The sequence below is a fragment of the Rhodococcus sp. NPDC003383 genome, from assembly GCF_053589115.1.
On sequence record NZ_JBSFRG010000014.1, the window covers coordinates 1 to 17652 of the forward strand.

The 17652-nt window shown below is 68.8% G+C and carries 15 protein-coding genes; 11 read left to right on the forward strand and 4 right to left on the reverse strand.

Annotated elements, in window-relative coordinates:
- Positions 1-241 precede the first annotated feature (241 nt).
- The 9 genes from glnT (at position 242) to ACWDTS_RS14150 (ending at position 8851) form a co-directional block, all read left to right on the forward strand.
- Positions 242-1621 (forward strand): type III glutamate--ammonia ligase, encoded by a 1380-nt coding sequence (glnT, locus tag ACWDTS_RS14110; RefSeq protein WP_450118434.1) that lies wholly within the window; start codon positions 242-244, stop codon positions 1619-1621.
- A gap of 58 nt (positions 1622-1679) precedes the next feature.
- Positions 1680-2567 carry a glutamine amidotransferase gene (locus ACWDTS_RS14115; RefSeq protein WP_450109477.1) on the forward strand — a complete coding sequence of 296 codons (888 nt, stop codon included), beginning with the start codon at positions 1680-1682 and terminating at the stop codon, positions 2565-2567.
- Positions 2568-2641: 74 nt separating this feature from the next.
- A complete protein-coding gene (locus ACWDTS_RS14120; RefSeq protein WP_450118476.1) occupies positions 2642-3340 on the forward strand; it encodes a GltB/FmdC/FwdC-like GXGXG domain-containing protein in 699 nt (232 codons plus the stop codon).
- Positions 3341-3385: 45 nt separating this feature from the next.
- Complete coding sequence (locus ACWDTS_RS14125; protein WP_197250793.1) at positions 3386-4714, forward strand: FMN-binding glutamate synthase family protein; 1329 nt, start codon at positions 3386-3388, stop codon at positions 4712-4714.
- 4 nt (positions 4715-4718) lie between these two features.
- The gene (locus tag ACWDTS_RS14130) at positions 4719-5015 is read left to right on the forward strand and encodes a WhiB family transcriptional regulator (protein ID WP_450118435.1); all 297 of its coding nucleotides are present in this window, start codon (positions 4719-4721) and stop codon (positions 5013-5015) included.
- On the forward strand, positions 5012-6241 hold the full coding sequence (locus tag ACWDTS_RS14135; protein WP_197250796.1) for an allantoate amidohydrolase: 1230 nt from the start codon (positions 5012-5014) through the stop codon (positions 6239-6241). The genes ACWDTS_RS14130 and ACWDTS_RS14135 overlap by 4 nt, the downstream gene beginning before the upstream one ends.
- Complete coding sequence (locus ACWDTS_RS14140; RefSeq protein WP_450118436.1) at positions 6242-6808, forward strand: HutD/Ves family protein; 567 nt, start codon at positions 6242-6244, stop codon at positions 6806-6808.
- Between the two features lie 77 nt (positions 6809-6885).
- On the forward strand, positions 6886-8076 hold the full coding sequence (locus ACWDTS_RS14145; protein WP_450118437.1) for an NAD(P)/FAD-dependent oxidoreductase: 1191 nt from the start codon (positions 6886-6888) through the stop codon (positions 8074-8076).
- Between the two features lie 127 nt (positions 8077-8203).
- On the forward strand, positions 8204-8851 hold the full coding sequence (locus tag ACWDTS_RS14150; RefSeq protein ID WP_197250801.1) for a helix-turn-helix domain-containing protein: 648 nt from the start codon (positions 8204-8206) through the stop codon (positions 8849-8851).
- 8 nt (positions 8852-8859) lie between these two features.
- Here ACWDTS_RS14150 and ACWDTS_RS14155 read toward each other — a convergent pair whose 3' ends face one another.
- Both ACWDTS_RS14155 and ACWDTS_RS14160 read right to left on the reverse strand, forming a co-directional pair.
- Positions 8860-9708, reverse strand: coding sequence for an SDR family oxidoreductase (locus tag ACWDTS_RS14155; RefSeq protein ID WP_197250803.1), 849 nt, complete (start codon positions 9706-9708; stop codon positions 8860-8862).
- Between the two features lie 113 nt (positions 9709-9821).
- On the reverse strand, positions 9822-11156 hold the full coding sequence (locus ACWDTS_RS14160) for an ammonium transporter (RefSeq protein ID WP_197250804.1): 1335 nt from the start codon (positions 11154-11156) through the stop codon (positions 9822-9824).
- Positions 11157-11338: 182 nt separating this feature from the next.
- Between ACWDTS_RS14160 and ACWDTS_RS14165 the strand changes: the two genes are divergently transcribed.
- On the forward strand, positions 11339-13651 hold the full coding sequence (locus ACWDTS_RS14165; protein ID WP_450118438.1) for an FdhF/YdeP family oxidoreductase: 2313 nt from the start codon (positions 11339-11341) through the stop codon (positions 13649-13651).
- Positions 13651-14481: a formate dehydrogenase accessory sulfurtransferase FdhD gene (gene fdhD, locus ACWDTS_RS14170; protein ID WP_248676524.1), complete on the forward strand. Its 831-nt coding sequence runs from the start codon at positions 13651-13653 to the stop codon at positions 14479-14481. Before ACWDTS_RS14165 ends, fdhD begins: the two co-directional genes overlap by 1 nt.
- A 155-nt stretch (positions 14482-14636) precedes the next feature.
- On the opposite strand, the gene ACWDTS_RS14175 is transcribed toward fdhD, so the two are convergent.
- Positions 14637-15299, reverse strand: a complete 663-nt coding sequence (locus ACWDTS_RS14175) for a PaaI family thioesterase (protein WP_450118439.1) — start codon at positions 15297-15299, stop codon at positions 14637-14639.
- A 56-nt stretch (positions 15300-15355) separates the two neighbouring features.
- Complete coding sequence (locus ACWDTS_RS14180; protein ID WP_450118440.1) at positions 15356-17545, reverse strand: acyl-CoA dehydrogenase; 2190 nt, start codon at positions 17543-17545, stop codon at positions 15356-15358.
- Positions 17546-17652: the final 107 nt, after the last annotated feature.

Genomic DNA, 17652 nt, shown 5'->3' on the forward strand with positions numbered 1-17652 from the left:
ACAACCCCCACAAAAAACGGAAAACTAGGCGCGGCCCCGTCAACCCCCCACACCCCCCCCCCCCCCCCCCGCCCCCCCCCCCCCCCCCCCCCCGCCGCTGTTTTCCATTTCTGTAGCACGTCGCCGGGAACCGTCACGGCGATCTCACTGTCACGTAACACTCTCGTCATGGGCACCCTGTTTCCTTCTATTCGACACCGATTCCTATAGTGAAACCACCAGTCGAATCCGAGGAGCCCCCATGACGCTGGAAGCCACCGACACGTCCGTGCTGCGCCTCCCGTCCACGAACGGCCATGTCCCCGCGGCATCCGAGTCCCCGAGCCTGACCGAGCTCGCCCACGCGGCCGGTACCCGTTTCATCCTCGCCGTCTTCACCACCCTGTCCGGAAAGCCTTGCGCCAAGCTCGTTCCCATCGAATCCGTCGAGGAACTCGAGACCGAGGGCGTCGGCTTCGCCGGCTACGCTGCCGGCTCGATGGGCCAGGTTCCGAAGGATCCCGACCTCGTCGCCATTCCCGACGCCTCCTCCTTCACTCCGATCCCGTTCGTCCGCCCGGGTCTCGCGCTGGTGCACTGCGACCCGCACGTCGAGGGCAAGCCGTGGCCGTACGCACCGCGTGTGATCCTCAAGTCCGTGCTTGCACGAGCCGCCGAGCTGGGCCTCGAGGTCAACGTCGGCGCCGAGATCGAATACTTCCTGGTCAACAAGGACGAGAACGGGACGCTGCGCACTGCCGACGCGCTCGACATCTCCCGCCAGCCCTGCTACGACGCCCGCGACGTGACCCGCATGTACGAGCACCTGACGTCGATCTCGGAGGCGATGAACACCCTCGGGTGGGGCAACTACGCCAACGACCACGAGGACGGCAACGGCCAGTTCGAGCAGAACTTCCAGTACGCCGACGCGCTGACCACCGCCGACCGGGTGGTGACCCTGCGCTACCTGATCTCGGTGCTCGCCGAACAGCGCGGCATGACCGCCACGTTCATGCCCAAGCCGTTCGCCGACCGCACGGGATCGGGCATGCACATGCACCTGTCCCTGTGGAGCGACGGCGCCTCGGCATTCCCCGACGCCTCCGACCCGCGCGGCCTGGGCCTGTCGAAGACCGCCTACTCCTTCATCGCCGGGATCCTCGAGCACGCCTGCGCACTGCAGGGCGTCATCGCGCCGACGGTCAACTCCTACAAGCGCACCGGCGCGACCAGCACCTCCTCCGGCGCAACCTGGTCGCCGCGGTACGCGACCTACGGCGGCAACGATCGCACGCACTACCTGCGCGTCCCCGACCACAACCGCGTCGAACTGCGCGGCGGTGACGGCTCTGCGAATCCCTATCTCGCCACGGCCGCAACCGTCGCCGCCGGCCTCGACGGCATCGAGCGCAACCTCGACCCGGGCACCCCGGGTGTCGGAGGATCCACCGACACGCTGCCGATGACGCTGCTGCACGCGATGGACGCACTCGAGGCCGACCCGGTCGTCTCCGGCGCCCTCGACGCGGCCGGCGCGAATGTCTCCGACTACTTCGCCTCCCTCAAGCGCGAGGAGTTCTTCCACTGGCACAACACGGTCACTCCGTGGGAGATCGACAGCTACCTGACCGCCTTCTGAAAACCCTTCGGCTTCTTCCGGATTCATCGAACAGAACCATCGAACAGGAGAGACGACCATGTGTGGAATCGTCGGACTTCATCTGCGGGACGCCTCGCTCGAACCCCGACTCGGCAGCCTGCTGACCGGAATGCTCGGGCAGATGGTGGACCGCGGACCGGATTCGGCGGGCGTCGCCGTCTACGGCAACCCGGCCTTCTCCCCCGCTGGCGAATCGTCGGTCTCGGTGCTCGATGCGCCCTCGGATCTCGCCACGGTCGTCGGCGACGCACTGGGTGTGACCGTCGGTGCGCTCGACCTGGCACCGACCACCGTGCTGCACGCCCCCGTCCCCGCGGCCCTGCTCGCCGACACCGTCCGCAGCGTGGCCCCCACGGCGACCGTCATCGGCTTCGGTGACGACGTGACCGTCCTCAAGGGAATCGGCGACCCGCGCGTCCTCGCAGAGAACTTCGGCCTGCCGGCCGCGTCCGGCTGGCAGGGAGTGGGCCATACCCGCATGGCCACCGAATCCGCTGTCACCGCAGCGGGTTCCCACCCCTTCGCCGTCGGCCCGGACCAGTGCCTCGTCCACAACGGATCGTTCTCCAACCACCTGTCGATCAAGCGCGAACTCGAGGACGAGGGCGTGGTGTTCGACAGCCGGAACGACACCGAGGTCGGCGCGCGCTTCGTCGCGAAGCACCTGGCGGAGGGCGCGGATCTCGAGAAGGCACTGCGACTTCTCGGCGAGCGCTTCGACGGGTTCTACACCCTGCTCGTCTCCACCTCCGATTCCTTCGCCGTGGTCCGTGATCCGATCGCCTGCAAGCCCGCGATCGTCGCCGAGTGCGACGCCTACGTCGCCATGGCCTCGGAATTCCGCGCTCTGGCAGGACTTCCCGGCATCGCCGACGCCCACATCTTCGAACCCGAACCGGACCGGGTCTACGTGTGGCAGCGCTGACCGGCGCCGTGACCACCGACTCCGTCGCAACGACCACCGACCCCGCCGTCCCCACCTCGTCCCCGGAGGCAACCATGACCACCGACACCCTGCTCCCGACCGCCACCTACGACCTGGCGGTGACCACCACCCGCGAACTCAACGCGGCACTGCACGCGACGGAGGCCCCCGCCTCGGTCGAGGTCGTCAATCCGCAGGGCGCCCACGCGCTCGCGTGCGGACTGAACCGGCCGATCGACGTCCGCATCGACGGCCACGTCGGCTACTACGCGGCCGGGATGAACCAGCACGCGAACGTGACCATCGACGGCAACGCCGGCGTCGGGGTCGCCGAGAACATGATGTCCGGCACCGTGCGCGTCACCGGCGACGCGTCACAGTCGGCCGGCGCCACCGCCCACGGCGGACTGCTGGTGATCGAAGGCAACGCCGCCGCCCGCTGCGGAATCTCGATGAAGGGCGTCGACATCGTCGTCGGCGGCAACATCGGTCACATGAGCGCCTTCATGGGCCAGGCCGGCCGCCTCGTGGTGCTCGGCGATGCCGGTGAGGCCCTGGGTGATTCGCTGTACGAGGTGCGGATCTACGTGCGAGGCAGCGTCGCCTCCCTCGGCGCGGACTGCGTCAAGAAGGAGATGCGCCCCGAGCACATCGCCGAACTGCAGGAACTGCTCGACGCGGCCGGCTTCGACGCCGACCCGGCCGAATTCACCCGCTACGGCTCGGCCCGGCAGCTCTACCACTTCCACGTCGACAACGCTTCGGCGTACTGACGCCCCCGACGTACTTCCGCCCGCTCGACCCCCGAGGAGACTTCCATGACCTTCCAGCCCGGACTGCGTGAGTCGGCCACCTTCGACCGCAACGTCATCCACGAGATCCAGCGCGCCGCCGCGACCGGCATCTACGACATCCGCGGCTGGGGTGCCAAGCGCAAGGTTCCCCACTTCGACGACCTGCTCTTCCTCGGGGCGTCGATGTCGCGCTACCCACTCGAGGGCTACCGCGAGAAGTGCGAGACCGACGTCGTCCTCGGCGACCGCAACGCGAAATACCCCCTGCACCTGGATATTCCGGTGACCATCGCCGGTATGAGCTTCGGCGCCCTCTCCGGTCGCGCGAAAGAGGCCCTCGGACGCGGCGCCAGCGAGGTCGGCACGTCCACCACCACCGGCGACGGCGGCATGACCCCGGAGGAGCGCGGACAGTCCAAGCACCTGGTCTACCAGTACCTGCCCTCCCGGTACGGGATGAACCCCGACGACCTGCGCAAGGCCGACGCGATCGAAGTCGTGCTCGGGCAGGGCGCCAAGCCCGGCGGCGGCGGCATGCTGCTCGGCCAGAAGATCACCGAGCGGGTCGCGGGGATGCGCACCCTGCCGGTCGGCATCGATCAGCGCAGCGCGTGCCGGCACCCCGACTGGACCGGACCGGACGACCTCGCCATCAAGATCCTCGAGCTCCGGGAGATCACCGGCTGGGAGAAGCCGATCTACGTCAAGGTCGGCGCGACCCGCACCTACTACGACGTCAAGCTCGCCGTGAAGTCCGGCGCCGACGTCGTCGTGGTCGACGGCATGCAGGGCGGCACCGCCGCCACCCAGGACGTCTTCATCGAGCACGTCGGTATCCCGACCCTGGCGGCACTCCCCCAGGCCGTGCAGGCCCTGCAGGAGATGGGTGTGCACCGCACCCCCGGCGGCGTGCAGCTGATCGTCTCCGGCGGCATCCGCTCGGGCGCCGACGTCGCCAAGGCGATGGCCCTGGGTGCCGACGCCGTCGCCATCGGCACGGCCGCCCTGATCGCCCTCGGCGACAACGACCCGAAGTACCAGGCCGAGTACGAGAAGCTGGGCTCGGCCGCCGGCTTCTACGACGACTTCCAGGACGGCAAGGACCCGGCCGGCATCACCACGCAGGATCCCGAGCTGCAGGCCCGCTTCGATCCGGTCGAGGGAGGCCGCCGGCTCGCGAACTACCTGCGCGTGCTCACCATGGAGGCACAGACGATTGCCCGGGCGTGCGGCAAGTCGCACCTGCGCAATCTCGAACCGCAGGATCTCGTCGCCGTCACGATGGAAGCCGCCGCCATGGCTCGGGTCCCCCTGGCCGGCACCGACTGGATCCCCGGCCGCAGCAGCTTCTGACCCCGTGACGACCCCCGCAGCCCTGCTCGACGACCTCCGGGACTGGCAGGCACAGGCCGTCTGCCGGTCCCGGGACGTCGACTTCTTCGACGACGCACCCGAGGCCGTCGCCCGCGCCAAGTCCGTCTGCGCCTCCTGCCCCGTGCTGGAACCGTGCCGCGACCACGCGGCACTGGCCGGTGAGACACACGGGGTCTGGGGCGGGTTGACACCCACGGAACTGATTCGTCACCGGTGGCTCGCCCGAGCACGACACGAACGGGCCTGCCACAACCTATTCTCGAGAGGACACGACAGATGACCGCCTTCGACTCGCTCTGGGCATCGATCCTCGACGTCGGCAAGCATCCGACGACCGGGGGCTACCGTCGATTCGCTTGGAGCGACGCCGATCTCACCCTTCGGGAGTGGTTCCGCGGGTGTGCCGCCGAACGCGGCATGGACGTCGAAGAGGACCGCAACGGAAATCTCTGGGCCTGGTGGCTACCCGAAGGCTGGGTGGGCGATCCGACCGGCGCGTTCGTCACCGGCTCGCATCTGGACTCGGTGCCCGACGGCGGCGCGTTCGACGGTCCCCTCGGCGTGGTCTCCGCCTTCTCCGCGGTGGACATCGTCCGCGAGCGCGGCATCGTCCCGACCGTCCCGATCGCGATCACCGCGTTCTCCGACGAGGAGGGGGCTCGCTTCGGAGTCGCGTGCGTCGGCAGCCAGCTCACCACCGGAGCACTCGCTCCGCAGCGCGCGCTCGGTCTGCGGGACCGCGACGGAATCACCCTGGCCGAAGCGATGACCCGCGCCGGCCGGGTGCCCGAACACATCGGCGCCGACCCGGCTCTCGTCGACCGGGTCGGGGTGTACGTCGAACTGCACGTCGAACAGGGCCGGGCACTCGACCTCGTGGACGCGCCGGTCGCGGTCGCGTCGTCGATCTGGCCGCACGGCCGCTGGCAGTTCACCTTCACCGGCGAAGCCAACCACGCCGGTGCCACGCGCCTGGTGGACCGCCACGACCCAATGCTGGCCTACGCGTCGTCGGTGCACAGTGCCCGCTCGTGTGCCGCGTCGGCCGGCGCGGTCGCCACCTTCGGCAAGATCGAGGTATTGCCCAACGGCGCCAACGCGATCCCCTCGGAGATCAAGGCGTGGCTGGACGCTCGTGCCGCGGACGAGGAGACCCTGACGAAACTGGTCGCCGAGATCGAGGCCGAGGCCCGCCGGCACTGCCTGCCGGACGAGATCGGACTCGACGTCTTCGCCGAATCCATCACCCCGATCGTCGAATTCCCCGCCGGACCCCGCGAACGGCTGCGCCGGGCACTGTCCCATCTCGGAGACATTCCGGTGCTCCCCACCCAGGCCGGACACGACGCCGGCATCCTGTCCGAGAAGGTCCCCACCGCAATGCTGTTCGTGCGCAACCCGACCGGAGTGTCGCACTCCCCGCACGAGTTCGCCGAGCCCGGCGACTGCAACGTCGGCGCGCAGGCCCTGGCCGACATCATGGCCGACTGGACGGCGGGCAGCTAGATGGCGATACAGGTGGTGCGGGCCGGCGACCGACGTCGGGTGCCCTGGCGCAACGGCGCCGGGACGACCGAGGAGATCGCCACCGGCCCCTCCGGCGGTGGCGACCGACCCCTGTGGCGGATCAGTCTGGCCGATCTGGGGTCGGAACCGAGCGAGTTCTCCGCCTTCCCCGGCACCGACCGCATCTTCACCGTCGTCGGTGAGCACGGCGTCGAACTCGACGCGGGCCACGGATCCGAGTCGGTGAAGCCGTGGAGCCCCCACCCGTTCGCCGGGGAGGATGCGCCCCGCTGCATCCCACAGGGCGCCACCCGCGCGTTCAACGTCATGACCGACCGCGGGGGTGCCGGCGCCACCGTCACGTACCTGCCGCTCGACACCGAATTCGTCTCCCGGCCCGACGGAATCACCGCCCTGTACGTGCGGGCGGGCACCGTCCACGCGGGCACCGAGCACGCCGAGGCCGGCGACTGCATCGTGATCCGCAACGAGGCGATCACGCTGCGAGGAACCTCCACCACCGGACTGCTGGTGCACATCCGTCCGACCCCTGCTTCCCTCCCGTAGAACCGATCTCTCCCCCATCGACATCGACTTCCCCACGGACCTCCCTCGGGACGTCCGTCCGAACAAAGGATCCTCAGGTGACGGACACGACAAAGTTCCTGATCGTCGGTGGCGGCCTCGAAGGCCTGGCCATCGCCTACTCCCTCGCCGACCGCGGCGAGACCGACGTCCTGGTGCTCGAACGCGACACCCTCTGCTCGGGCATGACCGGCAAGTCCAGCGGCGTCGTGCGGTGCCACTACGGCACCCCCTCGCTGGCGGCGATGTCCTGGTACGGCGTCGACATCTTCACGCGCGCGACCGAGATCTTCGGTGACGACATGGCATTCCGCCAGTGCGGCTACGTCGTCGGGGTCGCGGAGAACAACGTCAAGCCGCTCGAGGCGAACATCGAGATGATGCAGGGCCTCGGGATCGCCACCGAACTCATCGCGCACGACAAGATGGCGGAGCTGTGGCCGGGCCTGAACCTCGACGACTTCGCACTGTTCGCCTACGAACCGCTCGGCGGCCGGGGTGAGGCCTACATGGCCGGAATGGCGTTCGGGGCGACGGCACGTCGGATGGGCGTGAAGATCCGGCAGAGCACCCCGGTGGTGTCGCTGCTGCAGAACGCCGCCGGCCGGGTCTACGGCGTCACGCTCGCCGACGGTTCCGAGGTGCACGCCGAGCAGGTCATCGTCGCCGCGGGCCCCTGGACGCCGGCGCTCGTCGCCGGAGTCGGCGTCGACATCGACGTCAAGGCGCAACGCGCCCAGCTGGTCCTCGTCGACCAGGGCGTCCCGACCCCGGAGGTCCCCGTGCTGTCCGATCTGGCGGGCCTGCAGTACATCTGCCGCGAGCCGAACGGCGAACTGCTGGTGGGCAACTCCGATCATCAGGCACCGGAGTACATCGATCCCGACAAGTACGTCAACCGCGCCGACGACTCGACGATCGAGAAGAACATCATGAAGCTCGGCAACCGCCTGCCCGACATGCCGGATCCCCGGCTCACCAGCTCGTACGTCGGCGCCTACGACGTCACCGAGGACTACAACCCCGTCATCGGCCCGTCGCCGGTCGAGGGCCTGTTCCTGGCGACCGGCTTCTCCGGGCACGGTTTCAAGATCTCCCCGGCCGTGGGCAAGCTGGTCGCCGACCTGCTCATCGACGGCAAGACCGACCTGCCGAACGTGAATCCGGACGATTTCCGATTCTCCCGCTTCGAGGAGGGCGACCTGCTCCTGAGCCTCAATCCCTACGAAGGAGCCGGTGAGATGCGCTGATCCCGGCACCTCCGACGGCCCTGCGCCCTCCGCGGATGCACTCGCAGCCGCGGAGGGCTCGCCCGTCACCGAAATACCCACCGCGAGAGGGTGTCCACTACCGGTGAACAAACGCTACGCTGCTGACATGGCCAGCCCCGACCGTCCCGTCCTCTACGACGATTCCGGACGCGAAGTCCCCCGCGGCACCCCCACGGGTGTGGATCTCGAACGGGCGATCGCCCACCAGGTGCGGTCGTTGCGCCTGGCCAGCGGGCTGTCCGTCGGGGACATGGCCGCCAAGGTGGGGATCTCCAAGGCGATGCTCTCGAAGATCGAGAACGCGCAGACGTCGTGCAGCCTGTCGACCCTCGCCCGGCTCGCGGCCGGCCTCGACGTTCCCGTCACCTCCCTGTTCCGCGGCGCCGACACCCGTCGTGAGGCCGTGTTCACGAAGAATGGCCAAGGCGCCGAGATCGTCGGCCGCGGTACGCGCGTCGGCCACCACTACGAGTTGCTCGGGGCACTGCGCGGACAGCACAAGCGGCTCGAACCGGTGCTCGTCACCCTCACCGACGCGAGCGACGTCTTCCCTCTCTTCCAGCATCCCGGCACCGAATTGCTGTACATGCTCGAGGGTGAAATGGTCTACGGGCACGGCGATTCCGAGTACCACCTGCAACCCGGTGACGCCCTGCTTCTGGACGGCGAGGGCCTGCACGGACCGAACGAGCTCGTGACGCTTCCCATCCGGTTCCTTGCAGTCACCGCGTACCCCGACAATCACCAGGGGTAGAGCGGCGTTCAGTCCAGGAACAGGTCGAGCTGGAGTTCGCCGTCGCCGGCCCGGTACTTGTCGAGGTCGGTGATCCCCGCCGCGGCGAGCACCTCGTCGTCGATGTAGAAGTTCCCGGTCGCCTCCGTGCTCGGTGACGTGAGCACCAGATACGCAGCATCCGCGTAGATCTCCGGTGTCCGGGACGAATTCACCATCTGCTCGCCGCCGAGCAGGTTCCGCACCGCGGCGGTCGCGATGGTGGTGCGCGGCCACAACGAGTTCACGGCGATGCCGTCGCCCTTCAACTCCTCGGCGAGCCCGAGCGTCGTCAGGCTCATGCCGTACTTCGCGATGGTGTACGCGAGCGCTCCGCCCGCCCATTTGGGATTCAGGTTCAGCGGCGGCGACAGCGTCAGGATGTGCGGATTACGCCCCGCGCTCGCGGATTGCCGCAGCGACGGAATCGCCAGCTTCGAGAGCAGGAACGTGCCGCGACAGTTGATGTCCTGCATGAGGTCGTACTTCTTCATGGAGATCCGGTCGGTCGGCGACAGGTCGATCGCGGACGCGTTGTTCACCACGATGTCGATTCCGCCGAACTGTTCGACGGTCCGGCGCACGGCCTCGGCGACCGCCTCGTCGTTGCGTATGTCCCCCACGAAGGGCAGTACCCGGCCGCCCGCCTCCTCGAGTTCGGCGGCCGCGGTGTAGATGGTGCCCGGCAGTTTCGGGTTCGGTGTGTCGGTCTTGGCGATCAGCGTGATGTTCGCGCCGTCCTGCGCCGCGCGGAGCGCGATCGCCAGGCCGATGCCCCGGCTGCCGCCCGACATGATCATGGTCTTTCCGGCCAGTGGCTTCGCGTCCGGTGTGCTCATGTGGGCTCCTCGTCGACTGCCGTCCGATTATGCCCGTCCGGTCACTGCCGTGTGCCCGAAACGCGCGGGTTCCCTCCTGCCACGGCAACGGCAGGAGGGAACCCGTCAGCGGTTCACTTCACGGTGGGAACGACCACCTCCCGGTCCGCCGCGAATTCCTCCGGACGCATCTTGGACGGCGCGCTGGCTCCGAAACTGTCCATGACGTAGGCGGTTTCGCCGTGCACCGGGACGTCGATACCCATGATCTCGGTTTCCTTGTCGACGCGCAGGCCGATGGTCTTGTCGATGGCCTTGGCGATCAGCCAGGTCACCGCGAAGCTGTAGGTGAACACCGCGGCCATGGCCAGGATCTGACGGCCCAGCAGGTCGATGCCACCGCCGAAGAACAGTCCGTCGACACCGGCCGGCGCCGCGGCAGTGGCCACGAACGCGATGAGCAGGGTGCCGACGACACCGCCCATGAGGTGGATGGCGACGACGTCGAGCGAGTCGTCGTACCCGAGCTTGAACTTCAGGCTCACGGTCAGGAAGCACACCGCGCCCGCGGCGAAGCCGATGAGCAGCGCGCCGAGCGGGGAGACGAGGCTCGCGGCAGGGGTGATGCCGACGAGCGCGGCGATCATGCCGGACACCGCGCCGAGCGTCGTGGCGTGCTTCTCCCGGATGCGTTCGACGAGCAGCCAGCCGAGCAGGCCCGCGACCGCGGCGATCATCGTGTTCAGCACGACCACGCCCGCGGTGTGGTTGGCACCGCCCGCGGAACCACCGTTGAACCCGAACCAGCCGAACATCAGGATGCCGCCGCCGAGCACCACGAGGGGGAGGCTGTGCGGACGCGGGACGTGCGGGAACCCGCGGCGCTTCCCCAGCGCGATCGCGAGTGCCAGCGCGGCGACGCCGGCGTTCATGTGCACGGCGGTGCCGCCGGCGAAGTCCTGCGCGCCGAGCACGTTGGCGATCCATCCCCCCTTGGTGCCGGCGTCCTCGTCGTCGAATGCGAACACCCAGTGCGCAACCGGGAAGTACACCAGCACGACCCAGATCCCGGAGAAGATCATCCATGCGGAGAACTTCATGCGGTCGGCGACGCCACCCGCGATGATCGCGACGGTGATGCCCGCGAACAGCAGGTGGAACGCCGCAGTCAATGCGGCGGGCAGCCCGTCCGACGGCTCGAGCAGCGAGCCGAGTCCGATGTCGGTGAACGGATTACCGATGAGTCCGAGGCCTCCGACACTGTCACCGAGCACCGCGGCCGGGCCGAAGAACACCCACACCACCCCGGCGACGGCGAAGCCCCCGAGAACCATCATGATCATGTTGAGTGCGCTCTTGACCCCGAGCATGCCGCCGTAGAACAGCGCGAGCCCCGGGACCATGAGGGCGACCGCCGTGAATGCCGCGAGAACCCAGGCAGTGTCGGCGGCAGCGATTGCCTCTTCCATACGTGTCCACCTTGTTCAGTCCTGAGGGAAATCCCTCCAACGTTTACCGGCGATCGTCTTATGTCGTTCATCACCGTTCCCCGAGAGTGAACGGTCTGTGTAAAACGCGGCCTCGCCCGCGGTGAACATTTCGTTAAGCACCCGAGTGGCCGAGGCAACATGAGCCGGGTCACTATGGACTCATGACGAGACGCGCACCTGTGGACGACATCGACGAATCGACGCTCGAGGTCACGGAGGCAAAGGACCACGCCGCCGGGGTTCCGGCAGTGCTCGTGTCGCTGCAGCGCGCGTACGCGCAGATGGGGGCGGCCCGCACCGTCTCGACCCTGACCCGCCTGAACCAGCGCCACGGATTCGACTGCCCCGGCTGCGCCTGGCCCGAGACGCCCGGCCACCGCAAGCCCGCCGAGTTCTGCGAGAACGGCGCCAAGGCGGTCGCCGAGGAAGCCACCCTGCGGACGGTGACCCCGGAGTTCTTCGCGCAGCACTCCGTCGACGAGCTGGCCGGAAAGACCGACTACTGGCTCGGTCAGCAGGGCCGGATCACCCATCCGATGGTGCTGTGGGCCGGTGGCAGCCACTACGAGCCGATCTCCTGGGACGCCGCGTTCGAGCTGATCGCCGACGAACTGCGCGGCCTCCCCTCCCCAGACGACGCCGTGTTCTACACCTCGGGGCGCACCAGCAACGAGGCCGCGTTCCTCTACCAGTTGCTCATTCGCAGCTACGGCACCAACAACATGCCGGACTGTTCGAACATGTGCCACGAATCGTCCGGCAGTGCGCTGATCGAGGCGATCGGCATCGGCAAGGGGTCGGTGTCGGTGCCCGACCTCGAGCAGGCCGATCTGATCCTCATCGCGGGGCAGAATCCCGGGACCAACCATCCGCGGATGCTGTCGACGCTCGAGAAGGCCAAGCACAACGGCGCGAAGATCATCGCGATCAATCCGCTGCCGGAAGCCGGCCTGCGCCGGTTCAAGGATCCGCAGAAGGTCAACGGCGTCCTCGGGCACGGCGTCGACATCGCCGACGAGTTCCTGCAGATCCGGCTGGGCGGCGACATGGCCTTGTTCCAGGGTCTGGGCCGGCTGCTGCTCGAGGCCGAGGACGCCGCGCCCGGCACCGTCGTCGACCGCGCGTTCGTCGACCGGTACTGCGCCGGGTTCGACGAGTACGAAAAGCACATCCGTGCAGTCGATCTCGATGTGGTCACGGAAGCCACCGGCCTGACCGAGCAGCAGCTCCGTGCCACCGCGGCGGATCTTGTCGCGTCGAAGGGGACGGTGATCTGCTGGGCGATGGGCCTGACCCAGCACACCCACGCGGTCGCGACGATCGGCGAAGCCGTGAATCTGCTGCTCGTGCGCGGCATGATCGGCAAGCCCGGGGCCGGGGTGTGCCCGGTGCGCGGGCATTCGAACGTGCAGGGCGACCGCACCATGGGTATCTGGGAGAAGATGCCCGAATGGTTCCTGGCGGCACTCGACACCGAGTTCGGGATCACCAGCCCCCGCCGGCACGGCTACGACACGGTCGAGGCGATCCGGGCGATGCGCGACGGCCGCGCATCGTTCTTCATGGGGATGGGTGGCAACTTCGTCTCCGCGACCCCGGACACCGCGGCCACCGAGGCCGCGCTGCGCAACTGCGCGATGACCGTCCAGGTGTCGACCAAGCTCAATCGCAGCCACGTCGTGCACGGCCGCACCGCGCTGATCCTCCCGACACTCGGCCGCACCGATCTCGATGTGCAGGCGAGCGGCAAACAGATGGTGTCGGTGGAGGATTCGATGTCGATGGTGCACCTGTCGCGCGGCCGACTGCACCCGGTCTCCGAACACCTGCGCAGCGAGGTCGCGATCGTCTGCGGTCTCGCCCGAGCCCTGTTCGGCCCGGATCATCCGGTGCGCTGGACCGCATTCGAGGGCAACTACGATCTGATCCGCGATTCGATCGCGCGGGTCGTGCCCGGGTGCGAAGACTACAACACGCGGGTGCGCCGGCCGGACGGCTTCCAGCTGCCGCATCCGCCGCGTGACGCGCGCGAATTCACCACGAGCACAGGCAAAGCCAACTTCTCGGTGAATCCGCTCGAATGGGTGCCGACGCCTCCCGGCCGGGTGATCCTGCAGACCCTGCGCAGCCACGATCAGTACAACACCACCATCTACGGTCTCGACGACCGCTATCGCGGGGTCAGCAACGGACGCAAGGTGATCTTCCTGCACCCGGAGGACGTCGTCGAACTCGGTTTCGCCGACGGGGATCTCGTGGATCTGGTGTCGGAGTGGACGGCGGCGGACGGGACCGTCGAGGAGCGTCGCGTCCACGACTTCCGCATCGTGCCCTACAGCACACCGCGGGGCAACGCGGCCGCCTACTACCCCGAGACGAACCCGCTCGTGCCGCTCGATCACGTCGCCGCGAAGTCGAACACCCCTGTGTCCAAGGCGATCACGGTTCGGCTGGAGAAGTCGGGGTCGGCCTGATGGGACGCGTCACGGCACGACGACCGGTCCTGCGGATCACCCCCGAAGGGAACGTCCGCCGGCCCGACACCCTGGCCGTCGAGGAACCCCTCGAGATCAGGCTCGCGGGACGGTCGCTGACGGTCACGATGCGCACGCCCGGCCACGACGTCGAACTCGCGCACGGTTTCCTGCTCGCCGAGGGCATCATCGGCAGCCGCGAGGACATCGTCGCGGTGCGGTACTGCAACGGTGTCGACGAATCCGGCGCCAACACCTACAACGTGCTCGACGTCGCGCTCGCCGACGGTGTCGACGTCGCGGACGGCGCCGGCACCCGGAACTTCCTGACGTCCTCGGCGTGCGGGGTGTGCGGGAAGGAGTCGCTGGACCAGGTCCGCACCCGCACCCGCTTCCCGCTCGCGACCGACGGGCCCGCGGTCACCGCCGAGGCGCTGGCCTCGATGCCCGACGCGCTGCGGAGGCGGCAGAAGATCTTCGACACCACCGGTGGACTGCACGCCGCGGGGCTGTTCACCCCGGACGGCGTGCTGCTCGCGGTCCGGGAGGACGTCGGCAGGCACAACGCCGTCGACAAGGTGCTCGGCTGGGCACTGATCGAGGACCGGGTCCCGCTCGCGGAGACGGTGCTCATCGTCAGCGGCCGCGCGTCGTTCGAACTCGCCCAGAAGGCCGTGATGGCCGGGGTCCCGATGCTCGGGGCGGTGTCCGCGCCGTCGTCGCTGGCGGTGGACCTCGCGGCCGACGCCGGCCTGACGCTCGTCGGATTCCTGCGCGGTGGATCCATGAACGTCTACACCGGCGCCGATCGCATCAAGGCCGGCGGCTGACCCCGACGGTCGGCGGTTGGCAGTCGGCGGCGACGGGTCGGCGACGGCAGCCGCGTCACCCCCCGTCTTCTCCGAGCGAATGTACCGTTCGCTCGATCCAAGGAGACGAACGGTACATTCGCTCGGAAGCAGGGGGCGCTCGGAAGCAGGGGCGGTCAGCTCCGGCGCGGGCGCGGGACGGTCTTGTCGACGAACAACGCTTCGACCGACACGCACACCGTGCCGTCCGCGGTCCTGATGTCACCGACCGTGTTGATCTTCGCGCCGTCCTGGGACATCAACCGGCCGCGGACGGTGAGCGGCACGAACAGTGGGGTCGGGCGGTGGTACCGCACGTTGAGCTGGGCCGTCGCGCCGCTGCGCCCGGCCCACGCGTTCGCGACCCCGAGGGTGTGATCGAGCAGCAGCGCGGACACACCGCCGTGCACGTGCCCGGGCGGGCCCTGGTACGGCAGCGTCAACGTCACGACGCCCTCGACCGAGCCGTCGTCGCGACCGGTCAGGACCAGCGGCGGGGCCACCGCGTTCTCCGGTCCGGCGACGGGGTCGTGCCGGGTGACGCCCTCCCCGTTCCACATGTCGACCAGGCGTTCCTCGACCTCGGGTGCATGCTCCTCGAGGTGCTCGGCGATGCTGTTCAGTTCTTCGGCGACGCGTTCGAGGTTGGCGTTGCCGCGATCGGTGCGCAGCAGCGCGTTCACGACCCGGCGGGCCGCGGCGGTCGCGCGGTCGACGGGGGTGTCCTGCGGCGCCGACGTCAGGACCGTGCCGTCGGGCGCCTTCCCGACGATGGGGTGTGTATCCGGATCGACCTTCATCGGACCTCCGTGGTTGCGTGGGTGAACACGTGCCGACCGCCCCCTCGGGGGCGTGCTCACTTTCCGGGTTCGGGATCGCGCGGCAGACCGAGGAGCCGCTCACCGATGATGTTCAGCTGGACGTTGGTCGTTCCTCCGGCGATGGACAGGCACTGCGCATTGAGGAACATCTGCGTCGGGGACCGACGGTCCTGCCCGCCGAGCAGTGCCGTGGGGCCGATCCATTCCATCGCGACCTCCCACACCTGCTGGATGTGCTCGACGCCGAGCAGTTTCGCGATCGACGACTCCGCGCCGGGCTGCGCGCCGGTCAGCGAACGCAGCGTCGACCGCAGTGCCATGAGGCCACCGATCTGCGCGTCGCACAGCATCTTGCCCAGGACCGTCAGCTGTTCGTCGTCGAGTCCACCTGGGACGTTCTCCGCCAGGGACAGCAGGGTTTCGCCACCCGCTCCGAGCGACGAGTCGTTCGACAGCGACACCCGCTCGTTGGCGAGTGTGGTGCGAGCGAGTTTCCAGCCGTCGCCAGGCTTGCCGACGAGGCATTCGTCGGGAACGAAGACGTCGTCGAGGAACACCTCGTTGAACAGCGCTTCACCGGTGATCTCCCGCAGCGGACGGATATCGAGACCCTCGGAGTTCTTGATGTCGATCAGGAAGTACGACAGGCCCTGGTGCTTGGCCGCACCGGAGTCGGTGCGCGCCAGACAGATTCCCCAGTCCGCGACGCGGGCCATCGACGTCCACACCTTCTGGCCCTGCAGTTTCCAGCCCCCGTCGACCTTCGTGGCCTTGGTGGACAGCCCGGCGAGGTCGGAGCCGGCACCGGGCTCGGAGAACAGCTGGCACCACACGATGTCACCGCGCAACGACGCCGGAACGAAGCGCCGCAGCTGCTCGTTGCTGCCGTGCGCGATGAGCGTGGGCACCACCCAGTTCCCGATGATCATGTCGTGCGGTTCGAGCTCCGCGGACCGCAGTTCCTCGGCGATCACGAGCTGGGTGACGGCATCGGCGCCCTTGCCCCACGGCGCGGGCAGATGCGGTGCGGTATAGCCCTTCTCGGCGAGGTACCTCGTCCGATCGGCACCCTCGAGATCGACGGCCGGTGCGAGTTCGGCACGGACGTCGGCGCGGATCTGCTCGGCTTCGGCGGGCAGGTCGACACCGAGGACGCGGCGGGCGCCGCCGAGGGTGAGCGTCGCGACCCGGCGCTTCCAGGATGCGGTGGAGCCCGACAGGATCCGCAGCGACTGCGCGCGCCGGAGATACAGGTGCGCGTCGTGCTCCCACGTGTAGCCGATGCCGCCGAGGATCTGGATGCAGTCCTTGGTGACCTGGAACGCGGTCTCGGGCGCGACCGCCGCGGCCGCCGCGGCGGCGAGCGACGCCTCGTCGGCCGGGATGTCCTCGCCCTGCGCCCGCGCGGCGTCCCACGCGGTGACGCGGGCCTGCTCGGTGAGGCTCAGCATGCGGGCCGCCTTGTGCTTGACGCCCTGGAACTGGCCGATGACCCGCCCGAACTGCTGACGCACGCGGGCGTAGTCTGCGGCGGTCGTGGTGGCCCAGTCGGCCAGGCCGGCCGCCTCGGCCGCAAAGAGGGTGGCGGCGAGATCGAGGACCCGCTGCGCGTCGAGCGTCAGCAGGTCGCCGGCAGCGAGAACCACGCCGTCGACGGTGATCTCGGCGTTGCGCCGGACCACGTCGTGGCTGGGCAGGTCGGTGACGTCGAGACGGTCGCGATGCAGGGTGACGAAGGCGAGTTCGCCCGCGTCGTCGGCGGCGAGCAGGAACACGTCGCCGACCTGACCGCCGAGCACATAGCCCGAGGTACCGGACAGGGTGGCGGTGCCGCCGTCGCGGGTGATGCGCAGACCGCCGGGTTGCAGGGACACCGCGCCGGACAGCGCGCCGTCGGCCAGCCCCGCGAGTTCGCCGGTGCGACCGGCGGCATGCAGGACGGCGGAGACGATCACGGTGGGCAGGAACGGGCCGGGCACCATCGCTCGACCGAGTTCCTCTGCGACGATTGCGGTTTCGAGGAGGGTGAACCCGGCGCCACCGACCTCTTCCGGCAGGTGCAGTCCGAGCATGCCGAGTTCGGCGAGCGAACCCCAGTACTGCGGTCGCGTCTCGGTCTTGGCCTCGACGGCGTCGCGGATCACAGCGGGGGTCGCGTGGCGCGCAGCCCATCCGCGCACGGAATCGCGGAGTTCGCGGTCCTCGTCACTCAGTCCGATGGTCATGAACGGGTCCTTAGGTCGGAAGCTCGGGAAAGTTTCGCCACCCCTCCGCCTTTCCGAGCGAATGTACCGTTCGCTCGATCCAAGGAGACGAACGATACATTCGCTCG